The 18032-nt window shown below is 58.8% G+C and carries 18 protein-coding genes; 6 read left to right on the top strand and 12 right to left on the bottom strand.

Annotation, left to right across the window (positions count from 1 at the left end; translation table 11 throughout):
• Nucleotides 1–249: 249 nt before the first annotated feature.
• Together N6G83_RS04080 and zwf are read right to left on the bottom strand one after the other, a co-directional pair.
• The gene (locus N6G83_RS04080; protein ID WP_025303119.1) at nucleotides 250–891 is read right to left on the bottom strand and encodes a bifunctional 4-hydroxy-2-oxoglutarate aldolase/2-dehydro-3-deoxy-phosphogluconate aldolase; all 642 of its coding nucleotides are present in this window, start codon (nucleotides 889–891) and stop codon (nucleotides 250–252) included.
• Nucleotides 892–1045: 154 nt separating this feature from the next.
• Nucleotides 1046–2521: a glucose-6-phosphate dehydrogenase gene (gene zwf / locus N6G83_RS04075; RefSeq protein WP_019452799.1), complete on the bottom strand. Its 1476-nt coding sequence runs from the start codon at nucleotides 2519–2521 to the stop codon at nucleotides 1046–1048.
• 448 nt (nucleotides 2522–2969) lie between these two features.
• Here zwf and N6G83_RS04070 point away from each other — a divergent pair, with 448 nt between their 5' ends.
• The 3 genes from N6G83_RS04070 (at nucleotide 2970) to N6G83_RS04060 (ending at nucleotide 6442) form a co-directional block, all read left to right on the top strand.
• Nucleotides 2970–3842, top strand: a complete 873-nt coding sequence (locus N6G83_RS04070; protein ID WP_025303120.1) for a MurR/RpiR family transcriptional regulator — start codon at nucleotides 2970–2972, stop codon at nucleotides 3840–3842.
• A 190-nt stretch (nucleotides 3843–4032) separates the two neighbouring features.
• The gene (gene pyk, locus N6G83_RS04065) at nucleotides 4033–5475 is read left to right on the top strand and encodes a pyruvate kinase (protein WP_004932339.1); all 1443 of its coding nucleotides are present in this window, start codon (nucleotides 4033–4035) and stop codon (nucleotides 5473–5475) included.
• Between the two features lie 85 nt (nucleotides 5476–5560).
• Nucleotides 5561–6442, top strand: a complete 882-nt coding sequence (locus N6G83_RS04060) for a leucine-rich repeat domain-containing protein (protein ID WP_043143025.1) — start codon at nucleotides 5561–5563, stop codon at nucleotides 6440–6442.
• Between the two features lie 49 nt (nucleotides 6443–6491).
• On the opposite strand, the gene lpxM is transcribed toward N6G83_RS04060, so the two are convergent.
• The 3 genes from lpxM to znuA form a co-directional block, all read right to left on the bottom strand.
• Nucleotides 6492–7460 carry a lauroyl-Kdo(2)-lipid IV(A) myristoyltransferase gene (gene lpxM, locus N6G83_RS04055; RefSeq protein ID WP_015378127.1) on the bottom strand — a complete coding sequence of 323 codons (969 nt, stop codon included), beginning with the start codon at nucleotides 7458–7460 and terminating at the stop codon, nucleotides 6492–6494.
• Between the two features lie 151 nt (nucleotides 7461–7611).
• A complete protein-coding gene (gene mepM / locus N6G83_RS04050; RefSeq protein ID WP_004932347.1) occupies nucleotides 7612–8934 on the bottom strand; it encodes a murein DD-endopeptidase MepM in 1323 nt (440 codons plus the stop codon).
• A gap of 21 nt (nucleotides 8935–8955) precedes the next feature.
• Nucleotides 8956–9900 carry a zinc ABC transporter substrate-binding protein ZnuA gene (znuA, locus tag N6G83_RS04045; RefSeq protein WP_025303123.1) on the bottom strand — a complete coding sequence of 315 codons (945 nt, stop codon included), beginning with the start codon at nucleotides 9898–9900 and terminating at the stop codon, nucleotides 8956–8958.
• A 78-nt stretch (nucleotides 9901–9978) separates the two neighbouring features.
• Here znuA and znuC point away from each other — a divergent pair, with 78 nt between their 5' ends.
• Nucleotides 9979–10737, top strand: coding sequence for a zinc ABC transporter ATP-binding protein ZnuC (gene znuC, locus N6G83_RS04040; protein ID WP_004932357.1), 759 nt, complete (start codon nucleotides 9979–9981; stop codon nucleotides 10735–10737).
• Nucleotides 10734–11519: a zinc ABC transporter permease subunit ZnuB gene (gene znuB / locus N6G83_RS04035; RefSeq protein ID WP_025303124.1), complete on the top strand. Its 786-nt coding sequence runs from the start codon at nucleotides 10734–10736 to the stop codon at nucleotides 11517–11519. Before znuC ends, znuB begins: the two co-directional genes overlap by 4 nt.
• Nucleotides 11520–11585: 66 nt before the next feature.
• Here the strand turns inward: znuB and ruvB are convergent, their stop codons facing one another.
• From ruvB to N6G83_RS04000, 7 genes are all read right to left on the bottom strand, one after another.
• Nucleotides 11586–12590, bottom strand: a complete 1005-nt coding sequence (gene ruvB, locus N6G83_RS04030; RefSeq protein ID WP_025303125.1) for a Holliday junction branch migration DNA helicase RuvB — start codon at nucleotides 12588–12590, stop codon at nucleotides 11586–11588.
• Nucleotides 12591–12609: 19 nt separating this feature from the next.
• Complete coding sequence (ruvA, locus tag N6G83_RS04025) at nucleotides 12610–13224, bottom strand: Holliday junction branch migration protein RuvA (RefSeq protein WP_025303126.1); 615 nt, start codon at nucleotides 13222–13224, stop codon at nucleotides 12610–12612.
• A 112-nt stretch (nucleotides 13225–13336) separates the two neighbouring features.
• Nucleotides 13337–13858 carry a crossover junction endodeoxyribonuclease RuvC gene (gene ruvC / locus N6G83_RS04020; protein WP_004932367.1) on the bottom strand — a complete coding sequence of 174 codons (522 nt, stop codon included), beginning with the start codon at nucleotides 13856–13858 and terminating at the stop codon, nucleotides 13337–13339.
• Between the two features lie 57 nt (nucleotides 13859–13915).
• The gene (locus N6G83_RS04015; RefSeq protein WP_004932370.1) at nucleotides 13916–14659 is read right to left on the bottom strand and encodes a YebC/PmpR family DNA-binding transcriptional regulator; all 744 of its coding nucleotides are present in this window, start codon (nucleotides 14657–14659) and stop codon (nucleotides 13916–13918) included.
• 19 nt (nucleotides 14660–14678) lie between these two features.
• The gene (gene nudB, locus N6G83_RS04010) at nucleotides 14679–15125 is read right to left on the bottom strand and encodes a dihydroneopterin triphosphate diphosphatase (protein ID WP_004932373.1); all 447 of its coding nucleotides are present in this window, start codon (nucleotides 15123–15125) and stop codon (nucleotides 14679–14681) included.
• Nucleotides 15125–16909: an aspartate--tRNA ligase gene (gene aspS / locus N6G83_RS04005; protein ID WP_025303127.1), complete on the bottom strand. Its 1785-nt coding sequence runs from the start codon at nucleotides 16907–16909 to the stop codon at nucleotides 15125–15127. Before aspS ends, nudB begins: the two co-directional genes overlap by 1 nt.
• Nucleotides 16910–16983: 74 nt before the next feature.
• Nucleotides 16984–17175, bottom strand: coding sequence for an FmdB family zinc ribbon protein (locus N6G83_RS04000; RefSeq protein ID WP_033632845.1), 192 nt, complete (start codon nucleotides 17173–17175; stop codon nucleotides 16984–16986).
• Between the two features lie 254 nt (nucleotides 17176–17429).
• Between N6G83_RS04000 and N6G83_RS03995 the strand changes: the two genes are divergently transcribed.
• A complete protein-coding gene (locus N6G83_RS03995) occupies nucleotides 17430–18008 on the top strand; it encodes a hydrolase (RefSeq protein ID WP_260514747.1) in 579 nt (192 codons plus the stop codon).
• The last annotated feature ends 24 nt before the right edge of the window (nucleotides 18009–18032 follow it).

The following is an 18032-nucleotide window of genomic DNA, read 5'->3' as shown; positions in this document are numbered from 1 at the left end:
GTTCTCTATTATCAGCCGCACACCGTGCGATTTGCCCAATATCCTCATAAAAGTAAAATTTTCAACTGAGATATTTTTACCACAGCCAAAATTAGAAAGCAAACTGCCGTTTTCATAAAAAAGCAGAAAAAAACGGGTTAAAAATAAGAAAGTTAATCGCGATAAAAATTAAAAAAGGCCCAACGGAGCGTTGAGCCTTGCGATATCCGCGGGTGAGCAAATAAGCGCCAATCCCAGGCCTGGCGCGGGTTACAACGCGGCGCCGCTGACCGCGCTGCGCGCCAGTTCAGTGATGCGCGCATAGTCGCCGCTTTCGAGCGCATCGGCCGGCACCAACCAGGAGCCGCCGATGCACAATACGCTTTTTAGCGCCAGATAATCGCGGTAATTGTTCGGCGTAATGCCGCCGGTCGGGCAAAAACGCACCTGGGGGAACGGGCCGCCGATCGCCTGCAGCGCCTTAACGCCGCCGTTGGCTTCCGCCGGGAAGAATTTGAATTCGCGCAGGCCGTAATCCATGCCCAGCATCAGTTCAGATACGGTGCTGATGCCCGGGATCAGCGGGATTGACCCCGCCGTCGCCGCCTGCAGCAAAGCGTCGGTCAGCCCCGGGCTGATGGCGAACTGCGCCCCCGCCTCGGTCACCTCCCGCAGCTGCTGCGGATTGATCACCGTACCGGCGCCGATGATCGCCTCCGGCACCTCTTTGGCGATAGCGCGGATAGCCTCCAGCCCGCAGGCGGTGCGCAGCGTCACCTCCAATACCCGCACGCCGCCGGCAACCAACGCTTTCGCCAGCGGCACCGCCTGCTCCAACTTATTGATCACGATAACAGGCACCACCGGCCCTGCCGTCAGGATCTGCTCGGCGCTGGTTTTCCAGTTTTTCATCGTTATTTCTCCATGACTCGCGGTTAACAATGGCACGCCCCTGCCACAGGGCTCCGCGCAAGCGCGCGAACGTCCGGCCGTACCGTAAGTGATGTGGCCCACGCGCAGATCGCAGGCAAAAAAAAGCCGGCAGACAGGCTGCCGGCATTGCGCATTATTCGAACTCGTTCCAGGAACGGCCGTCGCGGGTGATCATCGCCACCGAGGCCACCGGCCCCCAGGTGCCCGCCTGATAAGGTTTAGGCGCCTCGTTGTCGGCTTTCCATGCATCCATGATGGAGTCGACCCACTTCCAGGCCTCTTCCACTTCATCGCGGCGCACGAACAGCGCCTGAATGCCTCGCATGGTCTCCAGCAGCAGGCGCTCGTAGGCGTCCGCCACGTGCTCCTGGTTGAAGGTTTCCGAGAAGCTCAGGTCCAGCTTGGTGGTCTGCAGACGGTGCTTGTGATCCAGCCCCGGCACCTTGTTCAGTACCTGAATTTCGATGCCTTCGTCCGGTTGCAGACGGATGGTCAGCTTGTTCTGCGGCAGCTGCTGGTACGAATCGCTGAACAGGTTAAGCGGCGGGTTTTTGAAGTACACCACCACTTCCGAACATTTGGTCGGCAGGCGTTTACCGGTACGCAGGTAGAACGGCACCCCGGCCCACTGCCAGTTGTCGATATCCACGCGGATGGAGACGAAGGTTTCGGTGCTGCTGCTCTTGTTCGCGCCTTCCTCTTCCAGATAACCCGGCACTTTCTTGCCCTGGACGAAACCGGCGGTGTACTGCCCGCGCACGGTGGTTTCCCGTACATTGGTCTGATCGATGCGGCGCAGCGAGCGCAATACCTTCACCTTCTCGTCGCGGATACGGTCGGTCGTCAGGTCCGCCGGCGGCGACATGGCGATCATGGTCAGGATCTGCAGCAGGTGGTTCTGGATCATGTCGCGCATCTGGCCGGCCTGGTCGAAGTAACCCCAGCGCCCTTCGATGCCCACCTCTTCCGCCACGGTGATCTGCACCGAATCGATGGTGCGGTTATCCCAGTTGGATGCGAACAGCGAGTTGGCGAAACGCAGCGCCAACAGGTTCAGCACCGTCTCTTTGCCGAGATAGTGGTCGATACGGTAAACCTGGGATTCGTTGAAGTACTCCGCCACCTGATCGTTGATCACGCGGGAAGACGCCAGATCGGTGCCCAACGGTTTCTCCATCACCACGCGCGCCGGCTCATGGTTCAACTTGGCTTCGCCCAACCCTTTGCAGATGGCGCCAAAGGTGCTTGGCGGCATGGCGAAGTAGTTGATGGTGGTGCGGTGTTTCTGATCCAGCATTTTACCCAGTTTGGTAAAGTTCTTGCTGTCGTTGACGTCCAGGTTGCAAAAGTCCAGGCGTGCGCTCAGCGTGGCCCAGAGTTCGTCATCCAATTTTTCCTTCATGAAGGTGCCAAGCGCTTCCTTGACCACTTCGGTATACGCTTTTTTATCCCACTCCGCGCGGCCGACGCCGATAATCCGCGTATCCGGGTGGATGTGTCCGGCTTTCTCTAACTGGTACAGGGAAGGCAGCAGCTTACGGCGCGCCAAATCACCTTTCGCGCCGAAAATAACCAGGTCACACGCCTGGGCTGTAGAGGTTACCGCCATGTTCATCTCCTCGTTGCAGGATATTTGTAATTTTCTTACATTACTAATGTACTCTGTTTGACTACGGCCAGCAAACCCGGTGCAGAAGCAGGAAAAAAGACCTCAAGATTCCAGCGGTAGCGCCAATGCGCGCCAGAGCCCGCACAGGCGGGCAAAACTGTAATTTTTCGTCTTTTTTGACGCTCTGTTACCATTATGAAAGTTAGACACAGGTCATATTCTGGTGAAAAAAGCCTGCATACGCCCTGTCGAGACTGCCAACGTTTACCAGCACGTAGTATATTTTCACTAAACCGGCATTGATTTCTCCTTTGTTTGAAATCGACATACCCTATCGATTCCAGGTTACAGCCGCTCGTTTGGCGTCTGCGTGCACGGCGAACACGGGCGAAATTCGGCGCTGTTGCTTGAAAGCCACAGGGATAAAACCATGAGTGACTCTCGTTATATGAATACGCTGGACAAAATCCAGAACCATCTGGAACGCCTGAGCAAATCTGAAAGGAAAGTCGCCGAGGTGATCCTGGCCTCCCCACAGACCGCCATTCACTCCAGCATTGCCACGCTGGCGCGCATGGCCGACGTCAGCGAACCTACCGTCAACCGTTTTTGCCGCCGCCTTGATACCAAAGGCTTTCCCGATTTCAAACTGCACCTCGCCCAAAGCCTGGCTAACGGCACGCCCTACGTAAACCGTAACGTTGAGGAAGACGACAGCGTCGATTCCTATACCAGCAAGATCTTCGAATCGGTCATGGCCAGCCTGGATACAGTAAAGGCAAATTTGGATATTGCCGCAATCAATCGTGCGGTTGACCTGCTCACCCAGGCAAAAAAGATCTCTTTCTTCGGCCTGGGTGCCTCCGCAGCGGTGGCGCACGACGCGATGAACAAATTTTTCCGCTTCAACATTCCGGTGGTCTACTTCGATGACATCGTCATGCAACGCATGAGCTGCATGAACTCCGGCGAGGGCGACGTGGTGGTGCTGATCTCACACACCGGCCGCACCAAAAATCTGGTGGAGATGGCTCACCTGGCGCGGGAGAACGACGCCACGGTACTGGCTATCACCTCGCGCGACACCCCGCTCGCCCAAGCGGCGACCCTCGCGTTGCTGCTCGATGTGCCCGAAGACACCGACGTTTACATGCCGATGGTGTCGCGGATCGCGCAATTAACGCTCATTGACGTGCTTGCCACCGGATTTACCTTGCGCCGAGGGGCTAAATTCAGAGATAACTTGAAGCGGGTCAAAGAAGCGCTCAAAGAATCGCGCTTTGATAAAGGCGTGGTCATTCCCAACAGTTTTGATTCGTGACCCGACGAAGAAAAAAATCGCCGTTCAACAGACATTTGAATGACGGCATCAGAGGCGGTACCCTGTTAACATGCTCATGCGGGTAACCCGGGTGAAATATCAGTGTTGTAAAATTACATTTCACGCCTGGTTTCGTTATCCGAAGTTATCGCAACACCAATATTTGCTTCACCAGTCAACGGAGTAATACATGTCCAGACGGCTCAGAAGAACCAAAATCGTTACCACCCTGGGTCCGGCTACAGACCGCGACAATAATCTGGAAAAGATCATTGCCGCCGGTGCCAACGTAGTTCGGCTTAACTTCTCCCACGGCAGCCCGGAAGATCACCAGGCTCGCGCAGACAAAGTGCGCGAAATCGCTGCCAAACTGGGACGTCACGTCGCTATCCTCGGCGATCTGCAAGGGCCGAAAATCCGCGTATCCACCTTCAAGGAAGGCAAAATCTTCCTCAACGTGGGTGATAAATTCCTGCTGGACGCCAACCTGTCAAAAGGCGAAGGCGATAAAGAAAAAGTCGGTATCGACTATAAAGGCCTGCCTGCCGACGTCGTGCCGGGCGATGTCCTGCTGCTTGACGACGGCCGCGTTCAGTTAAAAGTGCTCGAAGTTCAGGGCATGAAAGTGTTTACCGAAGTGACCGTCGGCGGCCCGTTGTCCAACAACAAAGGCATCAACAAGCTAGGCGGTGGCCTGTCAGCCGAAGCGCTGACCGAAAAAGACAAGGCGGACATCGTGACCGCCGCCAAGATTGGCGTCGACTATCTGGCGGTCTCCTTCCCGCGTACCGGTGAAGACCTGAACTATGCCCGCCGCCTGGCGCGCGATGCGGGCTGCAACGCCAAGATCGTGTCCAAGGTTGAGCGCGCCGAAGCGGTTTGCACCGACGAAGCGATGGACGACATTATTCTGGCCTCCGACGTGGTGATGGTTGCCCGTGGCGACCTCGGCGTCGAAATCGGCGATCCGGAACTGGTCGGCATTCAGAAGAAACTGATCCGCCGCGCACGCACCCTGAACCGCGCGGTGATCACCGCGACTCAGATGATGGAGTCAATGATCACCAACCCGATGCCGACCCGCGCCGAAGTCATGGACGTGGCCAACGCCGTGCTGGACGGCACCGACGCCGTCATGCTGTCGGCGGAAACCGCTGCTGGCCAATACCCGGCGGAAACCGTGGCGGCGATGGCGCGCGTTTGTCTGGGCGCCGAGAAGATCCCGAGCATCAACGTTTCCAAACACCGTTTGGACGTGCAGTTCGACAATATCGAAGAGGCGATCGCCATGTCTTCGATGTATGCGGCCAACCACCTGAAAGGCGTCACCGCGCTGATCGCCATGACTGAGTCCGGCCGCACCGCGCTGATGATGTCACGCATCAGCTCCGGCCTGCCGATCTTCGCCATGTCGCGTCATGAGCACACGCTGAACCTGACTGCGCTGTATCGCGGCGTGACGCCGGTATATTTCGACAGCCACAAAGACGGCGTGATCGCCGCCAATGAAGCCGTCAATCGCCTGCGTGACAAAGGCTTCCTGGTCTCCGGCGATCTGGTGATCGTCACCCAGGGCGACGTGATGGAAACCGTCGGTACCACCAATACCAGCCGTATCCTGCGCGTCGAGTAATTCACGCCGCAGACGAAATGCCGGCCGGCTCACGTTGGCCGGCATTTTTTTTGCGCTGACATCGCCATAAACGACGGAGAACGCCATGCTCCACCAACACAACCCCGCAGCGAGCGCTGATGAGCTCGATCTCGACGGCCGTAGCCTGACGCAGCTCGACGAATCGCAGCTTGCCGGCCGCGCGCTGCGCAAGGTCAGCCTGTACGACAATCAGCTGACGGCCTTCCCCACCCCAATCTTCCGGCACCAGAATCTGCAGGTGCTGAATATCTCCTGCAATCAGCTCGACCGTCTGCCGCCGGAGATTGGTCAGTTGCAACAGCTCGAGATGTTCGACTTTGGCCACAATCGCGCGAGCGAACTGCCTGAAGCGTTGGGGCAACTGCACCGGCTGAAATACCTCTATCTGAGCGATAACGGTTTTAGCGACCTGCCCCATTCGCTGGCACAGCTGCAGCAGCTCATCTATCTCAACGCGACCGATAACCAACTGACCGCCTTGCCGCAGGCAATACCGAGGCTGGCGGCGTTGCAGGAGCTGCGTTTATACAACAATCGCATCCGCAGCCTGCCCGCCGAAATCGGGCAGCTGCGCGCGCTGCGCGAACTACATATCATGAAAAATGCCCTGACCACGCTGCCGGCGGAAATGGCTCTGCTCGGTGAGTTGGAGATACTCGATGCGGCCAACAATGCTATCACCGAACTGCCGGCAGCCTTCTGCCGCCTGCCGCGATTGAGCGAGCTGAACCTGCGTTTCAATCAACTGACGCGCCTGCCGGAAAATATCGGTGAGCTGACAGCGCTGAGAAGTCTGGATCTGCGCGCCAACCGCCTGAGCGAGCTGCCGGAAAGCCTCGGCGAACTGAGCCGGCTGCGCAAGCTGGATCTGCGCTGGAATGACTTCACCCGCACGCCTAAAGTCATCGACATCCTGCGGGCGCGCGGCTGTATGGTGCACATCTGAAGTGATACCGGCCGGGTTATAGCCCGACCGGCGTTAACGTTAGGAAGGATTAGCGATACAGATCGTCGCGCGAGTAAGGCTCAATCTCCCCTTCCTTGCGCGTCTTCAACAGTTTTAGGATCCAGGTGTACTGCTCAGGGTTCGGGCCCACCAGGTTTTCCACTTCTTCATTCATGCGGCGCGCAATCCGTGGGTCATCGGCTTCGGCCAGATCGTCCATGGGCTCGCGAATATAAATATCCAGCATGCTGGTTTTGCCATCGTACACCGGGAACAAAGGCACGATCGCCGCACGGCAAACCTTCATCAACCGGCCTACCGCCGGCAGCGTCGCCTTATAGGTCGCGAAGAAATCGACGAACTCACTGTGCTCGGCGCCGTGATCCTGATCGGGCAGGTAGTAGCCCCAGTACCCCTGCCGTACCGAACTGATAAACGGTTTGATGCCGTCGTTGCGCGCGTGCATGCGGCCGCCGAATTTACGACGCACGGCATTCCACAGGTAGTCGATCAGCTGATTGCGCTGGTTGTGGAACATCGCCGCCATCGGTTGGCCGCGCGCAGCCATCAGCATCGCTGGCACATCCACCGCCCAGCCGTGAGGCACCAGGAAAATCACGTTACGCCCTTCCGCCCGGATCTTGTCCAGCACCTCTTCACCGTGCCAACGCACGCGCTTTAGCACTTTTTCGGGCTTGGTGCAGGCCAGTTCCGCCATCAGCACCATCGACTGCGGCGCGCAGGCGAACATCTGGTCGATAATGTGCTCGCGTTCGCTTTCAGGCAGCTCAGGCAAGCAATACAGCAGGTTGATGCGGGCACGACGGCGCGCGCCCTTCGCCAGCTTGCCGGCCAGTTTGCCGACCGCACCCAGCACCGGATCGCGCAGGCGCGCAGGCACCAGCGAAATGCCGGCCATCAGACCGGTTCCCAACCACACGCCCCAGTAGCGCGGATATAAAAAGGCTTTTTGAAACTGCGGGATGAACTCTACGTTCGATTTCTTCTCGTTTTGCATGCACGTGCTCTTCGCTTAGCGATTCGGCTAATCATAATTGCCATCACCGATTTTGCAATTAACAACCGCGAACCACCCAGATAAAACAGCATCGGCCCGCAATCAGGCCGATGAAATTAACGGCGCCGGAGCGCCGGAAAAAAGGGGGACGTTAATCCAACTGCAGCTGAGGAACCACTTCCTTCACCTGTGCCAGATAATCGCTGCGGTCTTTGCCGCCCAGCCCTTCGGAACGCGGCAGTTTGGCCGTCAGCGGGTTCACCGCCTGTTGGCCGGTCCACAGTTCAAAGTGCAGGTGTGGCCCGGTGGAACGGCCGGTGTTGCCGGAGAGCGCAATGCGATCGCCGCGTTTCACCTTCTGGCCTGGTTTCACCAGCAGTTTTTTCAGGTGCATATAGCGCGTGGTGTACTGACGACCGTGGCGGATCGCCACATAGTTGCCCGCTGCGCCGCTGCGTTTGGCGATCACCACCTCACCGTCGCCGACCGCCAGCACCGGCGTGCCGACCGGCATGGCGAAATCGACGCCCTTATGCGGCGCCACGCGGCCGGTCACCGGGTTCACGCGGCGCGGGTTGAAGTTGGAGGAGATGCGGAACTGTTTCATGGTCGGGAAACGCATGAAGCCGCGCGCCAGGCCAGAGCCCTGACGATCGTAGAATTTGCCGTCTTCGGCGCGGATCGCATAGTAATCTTTGCCGCCGGTGCGCAGACGCACGCCCAACAGCTGGCTTTGCGATTTCTTACCGTCGAAATGCTCGCGCGACATCAGCACGGAGAACTGGTCGCCTTTGCGCAGCTTGCGGAAATCGAGCTGCCACTGCAGGGCTTTGATCACCGAGTTGATTTCGTTACGGCTCAGCCCGGCGTCGCCGGCGCTGCTGACGAAGCTGCCGTTGACCCGGCCGCTGATCACATTGTTACGCCATTCGCCCTGCTGCGCCTCTTTAGACTCTTTGAAGCTATTGCCGACGCGGTCATAGGTGCGGGTTTCGCGGCGGGAAACTTCCCAGGTCAACTGCTGCAGATCGCCTGCATCATTGACGGTCCACGACAGCTGTTGGCCTATCTTCAGATTACGCAGATCGCGGTTTTGCGAAGCCAGCAAGGTGACATCCGACATATCGATGCCATATTGCGTCAAAATGCTGCCGAGGGTGTCGCCGGTGGAAACCACATATTCATGCACGCCATCGTCGCCGGCATCTTTTTGATCCAGCTCATCCTGCGGGATTTCGTCATCGGGGGTGGGTTGGTCGACATCTATCGGTTCACTGGCTTCAGGGAGCAATGACCGCATCTGGCTGGATTCTAACTCGACGCTCTTGGCGATGGGGTTGTGTTCTGGGTGGTAAACAAAAGGCCGCCAAACAGCGACGGCCAATGTGACGACTGTCAGCGACCCCAGCATGACGCGATGGGGCCGTGGCAGGTTGTTATACGCCAGAGCGATAGTTCGGACTATCTGCTGCACTCGATATTATCCTCATAAGCTTTACTTCAGGCAGCTCACGTACTGGTTTGACAGCTGAGTCAGGAATTTCCCGTAGCTGTCCTTCCCCAGCGCGATGCCGATGCCCAGCGGGTCCAGCGTTCCGGAACGCACTTTGGTACCCTTGGCGACGGCATTGATTACGGCCGGCCTGAATTGTGGCTCAGCAAAAACGCATACCGCTTTCTGCTCAACCAACTGTGTTCGAATTTGGTGTAGGCGCTGTGCTCCAGGCTGAATTTCGGGATTGACGGTGAAATGGCCCAGCGGACTCAAACCGTAGTGTTTCTCAAAGTAGCCGTAAGCATCATGAAAAACAAAATAACCCTTACCTTGCACAGGCGTAAGCATGTTACCAACATTTTTGTCAGTTTGCGTCAGCAGATTCTCGAACTGGCGCAGGTTTGCGTCTAATTTGTCCTTATTTTGCGGCATAAGTTCCAACAATCTGTCGTGAATCGCGATCGCGGTCACTTTTGCTATCTCCGGCGACAGCCAAACGTGCATATTGTACTCGCCGTGATGATGCCCATGATCGTCATCGGCATGGTTATGCGCTTCACCTGCATGATCATGATCGTCGTCATCTTCGCCTTTCATCAGCAATGGCTTCACCGCCGGCAGTTCGCTGACAGCCAGCTTTCGGGTTGCCGAGATAGGCACCAGCGCCTTGTTCAGGAACGCTTCCATGTCCGGCCCAACCCATAGCACCAGGTCCGCAGAGCGCAAACGCTGGATATCGGAAGGACGCAGCGCAAAATCGTGCGGTGAAGCGCCGTCCGGCAGCAACACCTCGGTCGGTGTCACGCCGTCGGCGATCGCCGAAGCGATAAAGCCCAGCGGACGAATCGTGGTCACCACCGCCGCGGAAGCGCTGCTCAGCGGGCCGGCCATCAACAATGCGCTGGCCAACAGCGTACGCTGCAGCCATTTATTTTTCTTTGCCATCATCAGTAATCCCATCGTTTTCATCAACAAGGCGTGATATTATAACATTCGCTTCGTTCTGCAACCTGTAATCTCGAGATGTCTACACTGATAACGCTAAAAAATATCTCCGTCGCCTTCGGCAGCCGCAAGGTGCTGTCGAACATTTCCCTCAGCCTGCAACCCGGCCGTATTCTCACGCTGCTTGGCCCGAACGGCGCGGGCAAATCCACGCTGGTGCGCGTGGTGCTGGGATTGGTCAAACCGACCGCCGGCACGCTGGAGCGTGAGCCCGATCTGCGCATCGGCTATGTGCCGCAAAAGCTGCACCTCGACGCCACCCTGCCACTGACCGTCAGCCGCTTTATGCGTCTTAAACCTGGCGTAAAGAAAGCCGACATTCTGCCGGCGCTCAAACGCGTGCACGCCGCCCACCTGCTCGACCAGCCGATGCAAAAGCTCTCCGGCGGTGAAAACCAGCGCGTGCTGCTGGCGCGAGCGCTGCTGAATAAACCGCAGCTGCTGGTGCTGGACGAACCCACGCAAGGGGTGGACGTCAACGGCCAGCTGGCGCTGTACGATCTGATCGATCAGCTGCGTAAAGAGCTGGGGTGCGCCGTGCTGATGGTCTCGCACGATCTGCATCTGGTGATGGCGAAAACCGACGAGGTGTTGTGCCTCAATCAGCACATCTGCTGCTCCGGCGCGCCGGAGGTGGTCTCGATGCATCCCGAATTCATCGCCATGTTCGGCAACCGCGGCGCAGAGCAGCTGGCGGTGTATCGCCACCATCACAACCACCGCCACGATCTGCAGGGAAGAATTGTCTTGAAGAAAACCGGGAGCCGCGAAGCATGATTGAACTGTTACTTCCCGGCTGGCTGGCCGGCGTGTTGCTGGCTAGCGCCGCCGGGCCGCTGGGTTCCTTCGTGGTCTGGCGCCGCATGTCCTACTTTGGTGATACCCTGGCGCACGCCTCGCTGCTCGGCGTCGCCTTTGGTCTGCTGCTGGACATCAACCCCTTCTATGCGGTGATCGCCATTACGCTGCTGCTGGCTTTGGCCCTGGTGTGGCTAGAACGTCGCCCGCAGCTCTCGGTGGATACCCTGCTCGGCATTCTGGCCCACAGCGCGCTGTCGCTGGGGCTGGTGGTGGTGGCGTTGATGTCTAACGTACGGGTCGATCTGATGGCCTACCTGTTCGGCGATCTGCTGTCGGTTACGCTGAGCGATATCGTGATGATTGCCGGCGGCGTCGCCGTGGTGCTGTTGGTGCTGTGGTGGCAGTGGCGCGATCTGCTGTCGATGACCATCAGCCCGGAGCTGGCGCACGTCGACGGCGTTAATCTGGTGCGCGCACGCACCGTGTTGATGCTGGTCACCGCCCTGACCATCGGTCTGGCGATGAAATTCGTCGGCGCGCTGATCATCACCTCACTGCTGATCATTCCGGCAGCCACCGCTCGGCGCTTCGCACGCACGCCGGAGCAGATGGCGGGCGTCGCAGTGCTGCTCGGCATGGTGGCCGTCACCGGCGGCCTGACCTTCTCGGCATTTTACGATACGCCGGCCGGCCCTTCGGTGGTGCTGAGCGCCGCCGTGCTGTTTACGCTGAGTTTGTTCAAAAAACAGCAGGCTTGATTAAAGCCAGCAGCAGAATATGACAAGGGCCGCGAATGCGGCCCTTTTTTATGATGGGTGGAAAACTTATGCTTCGCGTTCGAGGCCGAAATGCCGGTAGGCATGCTGCGTCGCCAAACGGCCGCGCGGCGTGCGCTGGATAAAGCCCTGCTGGATCAGGAACGGTTCGATCACATCTTCGATGGTTTCACGCTCTTCGCCGATCGCCGCCGCCAGGTTGTCCAACCCGACCGGGCCGCCGGTAAACTTGTCGATAATCGCCAGCAGCAGCTTGCGATCCATATAGTCGAAGCCTTCGGCATCGACGTTGAGCATATCGAGTGCCTGCGCCGCCACTGCGCCGCTGATCACGCCGTTGGCGCGCACTTCGGCGAAGTCACGCACCCGGCGCAGCAGGCGGTTGGCGATACGCGGCGTACCGCGCGCGCGGCGGGCCACCTCATGGGCGCCCTCGTCGGACAGCTCCAACCCCAGGCACCCGGCGCTGCGTGAGACGATATGCTGCAGATCCGCCACCTGATAAAACTCCAGCCGCTGGACAATGCCGAAACGATCGCGCAGCGGCGAGGTCAGCGAACCGGCGCGGGTGGTCGCGCCCACCAAGGTAAACGGCGGCAGATCGAGCTTAATCGAACGCGCCGCCGGCCCTTCGCCGATCATGATATCCAGCTGGTAGTCTTCCATCGCCGGATACAGCACCTCTTCCACCACCGGTGACAAACGGTGGATTTCGTCGATGAATAACACGTCGTGCGGTTCGAGGTTGGTCAGCATCGCCGCCAAATCGCCCGCCTTCTCCAGCACCGGGCCGGAAGTGGTGCGCAGATTCACGCCCATTTCGTTGGCCACGATGTTGGCCAGGGTGGTTTTCCCCAGGCCCGGCGGGCCGAAGATCAGCAGGTGGTCGAGCGCGTCACCGCGCTGCTTGGCCGCCTGGATGAAGATCTCCATCTGCTCGCGTACGTGCGGCTGACCCACGTATTCAGTCAACAGCTTGGGACGAATGGCGCGATCGAGGACTTCTTCCTCGTTGATCGGTTCGGCGGAGATCAGGCGATCGGCTTCAATCATTATCTACCTCTTAGCGGCCTTACAAAGCAGCGCGCAACGCGTCGCGGATCAGGGTCTCGCAGTCGGCGCCCGGTTTGGCAATTTTGCTGACCATGCGACTCGCTTCCTGTGGCTTGTAGCCCAGCGCCACCAGCGCCGAAACGGCTTCGGCTTCCGCGTCCGCTTCCGGCGCGTTGTCGGCGGCGGACGGCAGGCTGATCTCGCTGCTGCTGTTGAACAGGTCGCCGTTAAGCCCTTTGAAGCGGTCTTTCATCTCTACCACCAGGCGCTCGGCGGTTTTTTTGCCCACGCCCGGCAGCTTGACCAGTGCGGTGATCTCTTCACGCTCCACCGCGCTGACGAACTGCTGCGCGGACATGCCTGACAGGATCGCCAGCGCCAGCTTCGGCCCGACGCCGTTGACCTTGATCAGCTCGCGGAACAGCGCACGCTCCTGCTTGTCGTTGAAACCGTACAGCAGCTGCGCGTCTTCACGCACCACGAAGTGGGTAAACACGATGGCCTCTTGCCCCAGTTCAGGCAGCTCGTAAAAGCAGGTCATCGGCATGTGTACCTCGTAGCCCACGCCGTTCGCCTCCAGTAACACCAGCGGCGGCTGCTTTTCCAGAATATTTCCTCTGAGACGACCTATCATTTACCCTCCTGCAGAATGACCGGGCATGGCGCCCTGCCATGCCGTTGCTGGTAAAGCTTATAACATAAAAAAGGCTGGATGAATATCCAGCCTGAGCAATCATCGCTTTGCGTCAGCGCAAACGCCCGCGCGCCAGGTTCAACCGCCCTTCGCTCATCCGCAGCACGTTCTGGCTGAGGTGGCAGTGGGTGATGGCGATAGCCAGAGCATCGGCGGCGTCCGCCTGCGGGTTGGCCGAGAGTTTGAGCAGCGAGCGCACCATGTGCTGTACCTGCGCCTTTTCGGCCGCACCGGTGCCGACCACGGTCTGTTTGACCTGCCGCGCCGCATACTCGAACACTTCCAGATTCTGATTCACCGCCGCCACGATCGCGACGCCGCGTGCCTGGCCGAGCTTGAGCGCCGAATCCGGATTCTTAGCCATAAACACCTGTTCGATGGCGAAGAAGTCGGGCTGAAACTGGGTGATGATCTCACTGACGCCGGCGTAAATCAGCTTCAGCCGCGTCGGCATGTCGTCCACCACCGTGCGGATGCAGCCGCTGGCGATATAGCTCAACTGACGCCCCTGCTGGCGGATAAGGCCATAGCCGGTGACGCGTGAACCGGGATCGATACCGAGTATGATCGCCATATCTACATCCACCTTGCATGCACGGCGCCGCCGAACGGCGGCGCCCGTTTTACCGGATTACAGCGTCGCCGCCACTTCGTCGGAGATTTCACCGTTATGGTAAACTTCCTGCACGTCGTCGCAGTCTTCCAGCATATCGATCAGACGCAACAGCTTAGGCGCGGTTTCCGCGTCCATGTCGGCCTTGGTCGATGGGATCATCGACACTTCCGCCGCTTCGGCCTCGAAGCCCGCCGCGGTCAGCGCGTCTTTCACCGCGCCCAGGCTTTCCCAGGCGGTGAACACGTCGATGGCGCCATCGTCATAGGTCACGATGTCTTCCGCACCGGCTTCCAGCGCCGCTTCCATCACGCTGTCTTCATCCAGGCCCGGTGCGTAAGTGATCACGCCCTTCTTGGTGAACAGATAAGCTACGGAACCGTCGGTGCCGAGGTTGCCGCCACACTTGGTGAAAGCGTGACGCACTTCCGCCACGGTGCGGTTGCGGTTGTCACTCAGGCATTCGATCATGACGGCGGTGCCGCCAGGGCCGTAACCTTCATAGATGATGGTTTCCATATTGGTATCATCATCGCCGCCCACGCCGCGCGCGATCGCACGGTTCATGGTGTCGCGCGTCATGTTGTTCGACAGCGCCTTGTCCATCGCCGCGCGCAGACGCGGGTTGGAATCCGGATCGCCGCCGCCCAGCTTCGCGGCAGTGACCAGCTCACGAATAATCTTGGTGAAAATTTTACCGCGTTTGGCGTCCTGCGCCGCTTTACGGTGCTTTGTGTTGGCCCACTTACTATGACCTGCCATAAAAAATCTCCGAAAAAAACTACTGGACTGAATTGATCACAAACTCTTCAATCGCCTGCTGATTGCTCCATGACTTGGTCAACTTCACGGCTTCGGCCGCCTCAAGCCATTGGTAAGCGTGGTGCTCGGTAATCACCGGATCGCGCTCCTCGGGCAACGCCAGACAGAACCAGTGCTCTTTATTGCGCGTGGTTCCCGGCGCATAGCGATGTCGCAAATGGACAAAGAGTTCAAACTCCACGCAGCGTTGGCAATCGAACAACGGCAGGTGCTCTGCTTCGATATCGATGCCGACTTCTTCCATGACTTCACGCCGCGCGGCATGCGGCGGTGACTCATCCTGTTCCAGGCTGCCGGTGACCGACTGCCAGAACTCGGTATCGTCGCGCCGCTGTAACATCAGCACCCGACCACTGGATTTCGCGTAAATCACTACCAGGATAGATTCAGGGCGCTTATAACTCATCACTCGCTCTCTTGTTCCGCACCGGCTTTCTTTACCACGCTGATCGCCAGCTCCTGCAGCGACGCCGGGTTGGCGAAGCTCGGTGCGTCGGTCATCAGACAGGCCGCCGCGGTGGTTTTCGGGAAGGCGATCACGTCGCGGATGTTGTCGGTGCCGGTCAGCAGCATCACCAGACGATCCAGGCCGAAGGCCAGGCCGGCGTGCGGCGGCGTACCGTACTTCAGCGCGTCCAGCAGGAAGCCGAACTTCTCGCGCTGTTCATGTTCGTTAATGCCCAGAATGCTGAATACCGTCTGCTGCATTTCGCTGCGGTGAATACGCACCGAACCGCCGCCCACTTCGTAACCGTTGATCACCATGTCATAGGCGTTGGCGATAGCGTTGACCGGCGCTGCCGCCAGCTCTTCCGGGCTCATGTCGCGCGGCGAGGTGAACGGGTGGTGCATCGCCGCCAGGCCGCCCTCTTCGTCTTCTTCGAACATCGGGAAGTCGACCACCCACAGCGGCGCCCAGCTGTCGAGTTGGGTCAGCCCCAGATCGCGACCCAGCTTCAGGCGCAGCGCGCCCATCGCGTCGGTGACAATCTTGAAACTGTCTGCGCCGAAGAACAGGATGTCGCCGGTCTGCGCGTTGGTGCGCGCCAGGACAGCTTCCAGCACTTCAGCGCTGAGGAATTTGGCGATCGGGCTCTGCACGCCTTCCATGCCGGCGGCGCGGTCGTTGACCTTCAGCCAGGCCAGGCCTTTCGCGCCGTAGATGTTGACGAAAGCGCCGTACTCGTCGATCTGCTTGCGTGTCAGCTGTGCGCCGCCCGGTACGCGGATTGCCGCCACGCGGCCTTTGGCGTCGTTAGCCGGGCCGGAGAACACTTTAAACTCGACGTCTTTGACCAGGTCGGCCACGTCCACCAGCTCCAGCGGGTTACGCAGGTCCGGCTTGTCGGAGCCAAAGCGACGCATCGCTTCGGCGAAGGTCATGACCGGGAAATCGCCCAGATCCACGCCCTTCACGTCCAGCCACAGCTCGCGCGCCAGTTTCTCCATCACTTCACGCACCTGATCGGCGGTCATGAAGGAGGTTTCGACGTCGATCTGGGTGAATTCAGGCTGACGGTCCGCACGCAGGTCTTCGTCACGGAAGCATTTGACGATCTGATAGTAACGATCGAAGCCGGACATCATCAGCAGCTGTTTGAACAGCTGCGGAGACTGCGGCAGCGCGTAGAATTTGCCCTTGTGCACGCGGCTTGGCACCAGGTAATCGCGGGCGCCTTCCGGCGTCGCCTTGGTCAGCATCGGCGTTTCGATATCGAGGAAGCCATGGCTGTCCATGAAGCGGCGTACGAAGCTGGTGATTTTGGCGCGGGTCTTCAGACGCTCAGCCATTTCCGGGCGGCGCAGATCCAGGTAGCGGTATTTCAGGCGCGCTTCTTCACTGTTGACCTGGTTGGAGTCCAGCGGCAGCGGCTCGGAGCGGTTGATGATCTCCAGCGCGTGGGCAAACACTTCCACTTCGCCGGTGGCCATATCTTTATTGATCTGGCTGTCCGGACGCGCACGCACGGTGCCGACGATCTGGATGCAGAACTCATTGCGCAGGTCGTAGGCCTTGTCGAACGCCACTTTCTCGTCCGGATCGAAGAACACCTGCACGATGCCTTCGCGGTCGCGCATATCAATAAAGATCAGGCCGCCGAGATCGCGACGACGATTGACCCAACCACACAGAGTGACTTCCTGGCCCACGTGGGACAGATTCAACTGTCCGCAATATTCAGTACGCATACGCTATCCTTTTACACAGCCGATGCCGCGCCGGGCTACTGCGCCCCTGTCGCGCGGCTGTTATCTGATAAATTCTACTTGTTACCCGGTTTAAAATCCGTCGCATACCACCCGGTGCCCTTAAGCTGGAAGCCGGAGGATGAAATCAACTTGGTCAACGCGGGCTGCCCACACGCCGGGCAGTCTGCCAGCGGCGCATCGGAAAATTTTTGCAATTTCTCTAACCGATGGTTGCAAGCACCACATGCATATTCATAAATCGGCATAGGTCGTTGGATTAAAGAGTGTTGAAAAAAGGGAGTCATTATAAAGGAAATTCATCCGCCCGATAAGTGCGAACACAGCATTGTTACCGCACTAAATGGCGCGTTTTTGTTCGAATCAACACATCGGTTAACAAATTTCCCATTAACCTGCGACAGTTTTTTCACGTAGCCTGATTCTCCCCCGGTTTTGCGCCGTGCGCTGCTCGCCTGGCGCGCCGAACAGTTTTTATTCACTTCGCAACGAGATGAAATCCATGCTGAAACTTGACGCCCAAACCACCGCTCTGGTGCTGATCGATTTGCAAAACGGCATTCTGCCCTACGCCGGTGGCCCGCACAGCGCCGACCAAGTGGTCGCGAACGCCGCTTTGCTGGCCGCGCGTTTTCGTCTGCTGGGCTCGCCGGTGCTGCTGGTGCGCGTCGGCTGGTCCGACACTTTCGCCGAGGCGCTGAAACAGCCTGTGGACAAGCCGGCTCCCGCGCCCGCCGGCGGTTTGCCGGCCAGCTGGTGGGAGTTCCCCGCGCCGCTGGCGGTCTGCGACAGCGATATTCTGATCACCAAGCGCCAATGGGGCGCCTTCTACGGCACCGATCTGGACTTGCAGCTGCGCCGTCGCGGCATCAAGTCTGTGGTGCTGGGCGGTATTTCCACCAATATCGGCGTGGAATCCACCGCCCGCGCCGCCTGGGAACACGGCTATGAGCTGGTGATCGCCGAAGACGTCTGCAGCGCGCAGAACGCGGAAATGCACCGTTTCGCGTTCGAACACATCTTCCCGCGTTTGGCGCGAGTGCGCGACACCGGCGAAATTCTTGCCGCGCTCGACCGGTAACGTTAAGTTGTAGCCTGATAAGCC

The sequence above is a fragment of the Serratia sp. PL7 genome (assembly GCF_945957435.1).
Note: the sequence above shows the minus strand (reverse complement) of the source record. Positions and strands in the feature narration are given on the sequence as shown.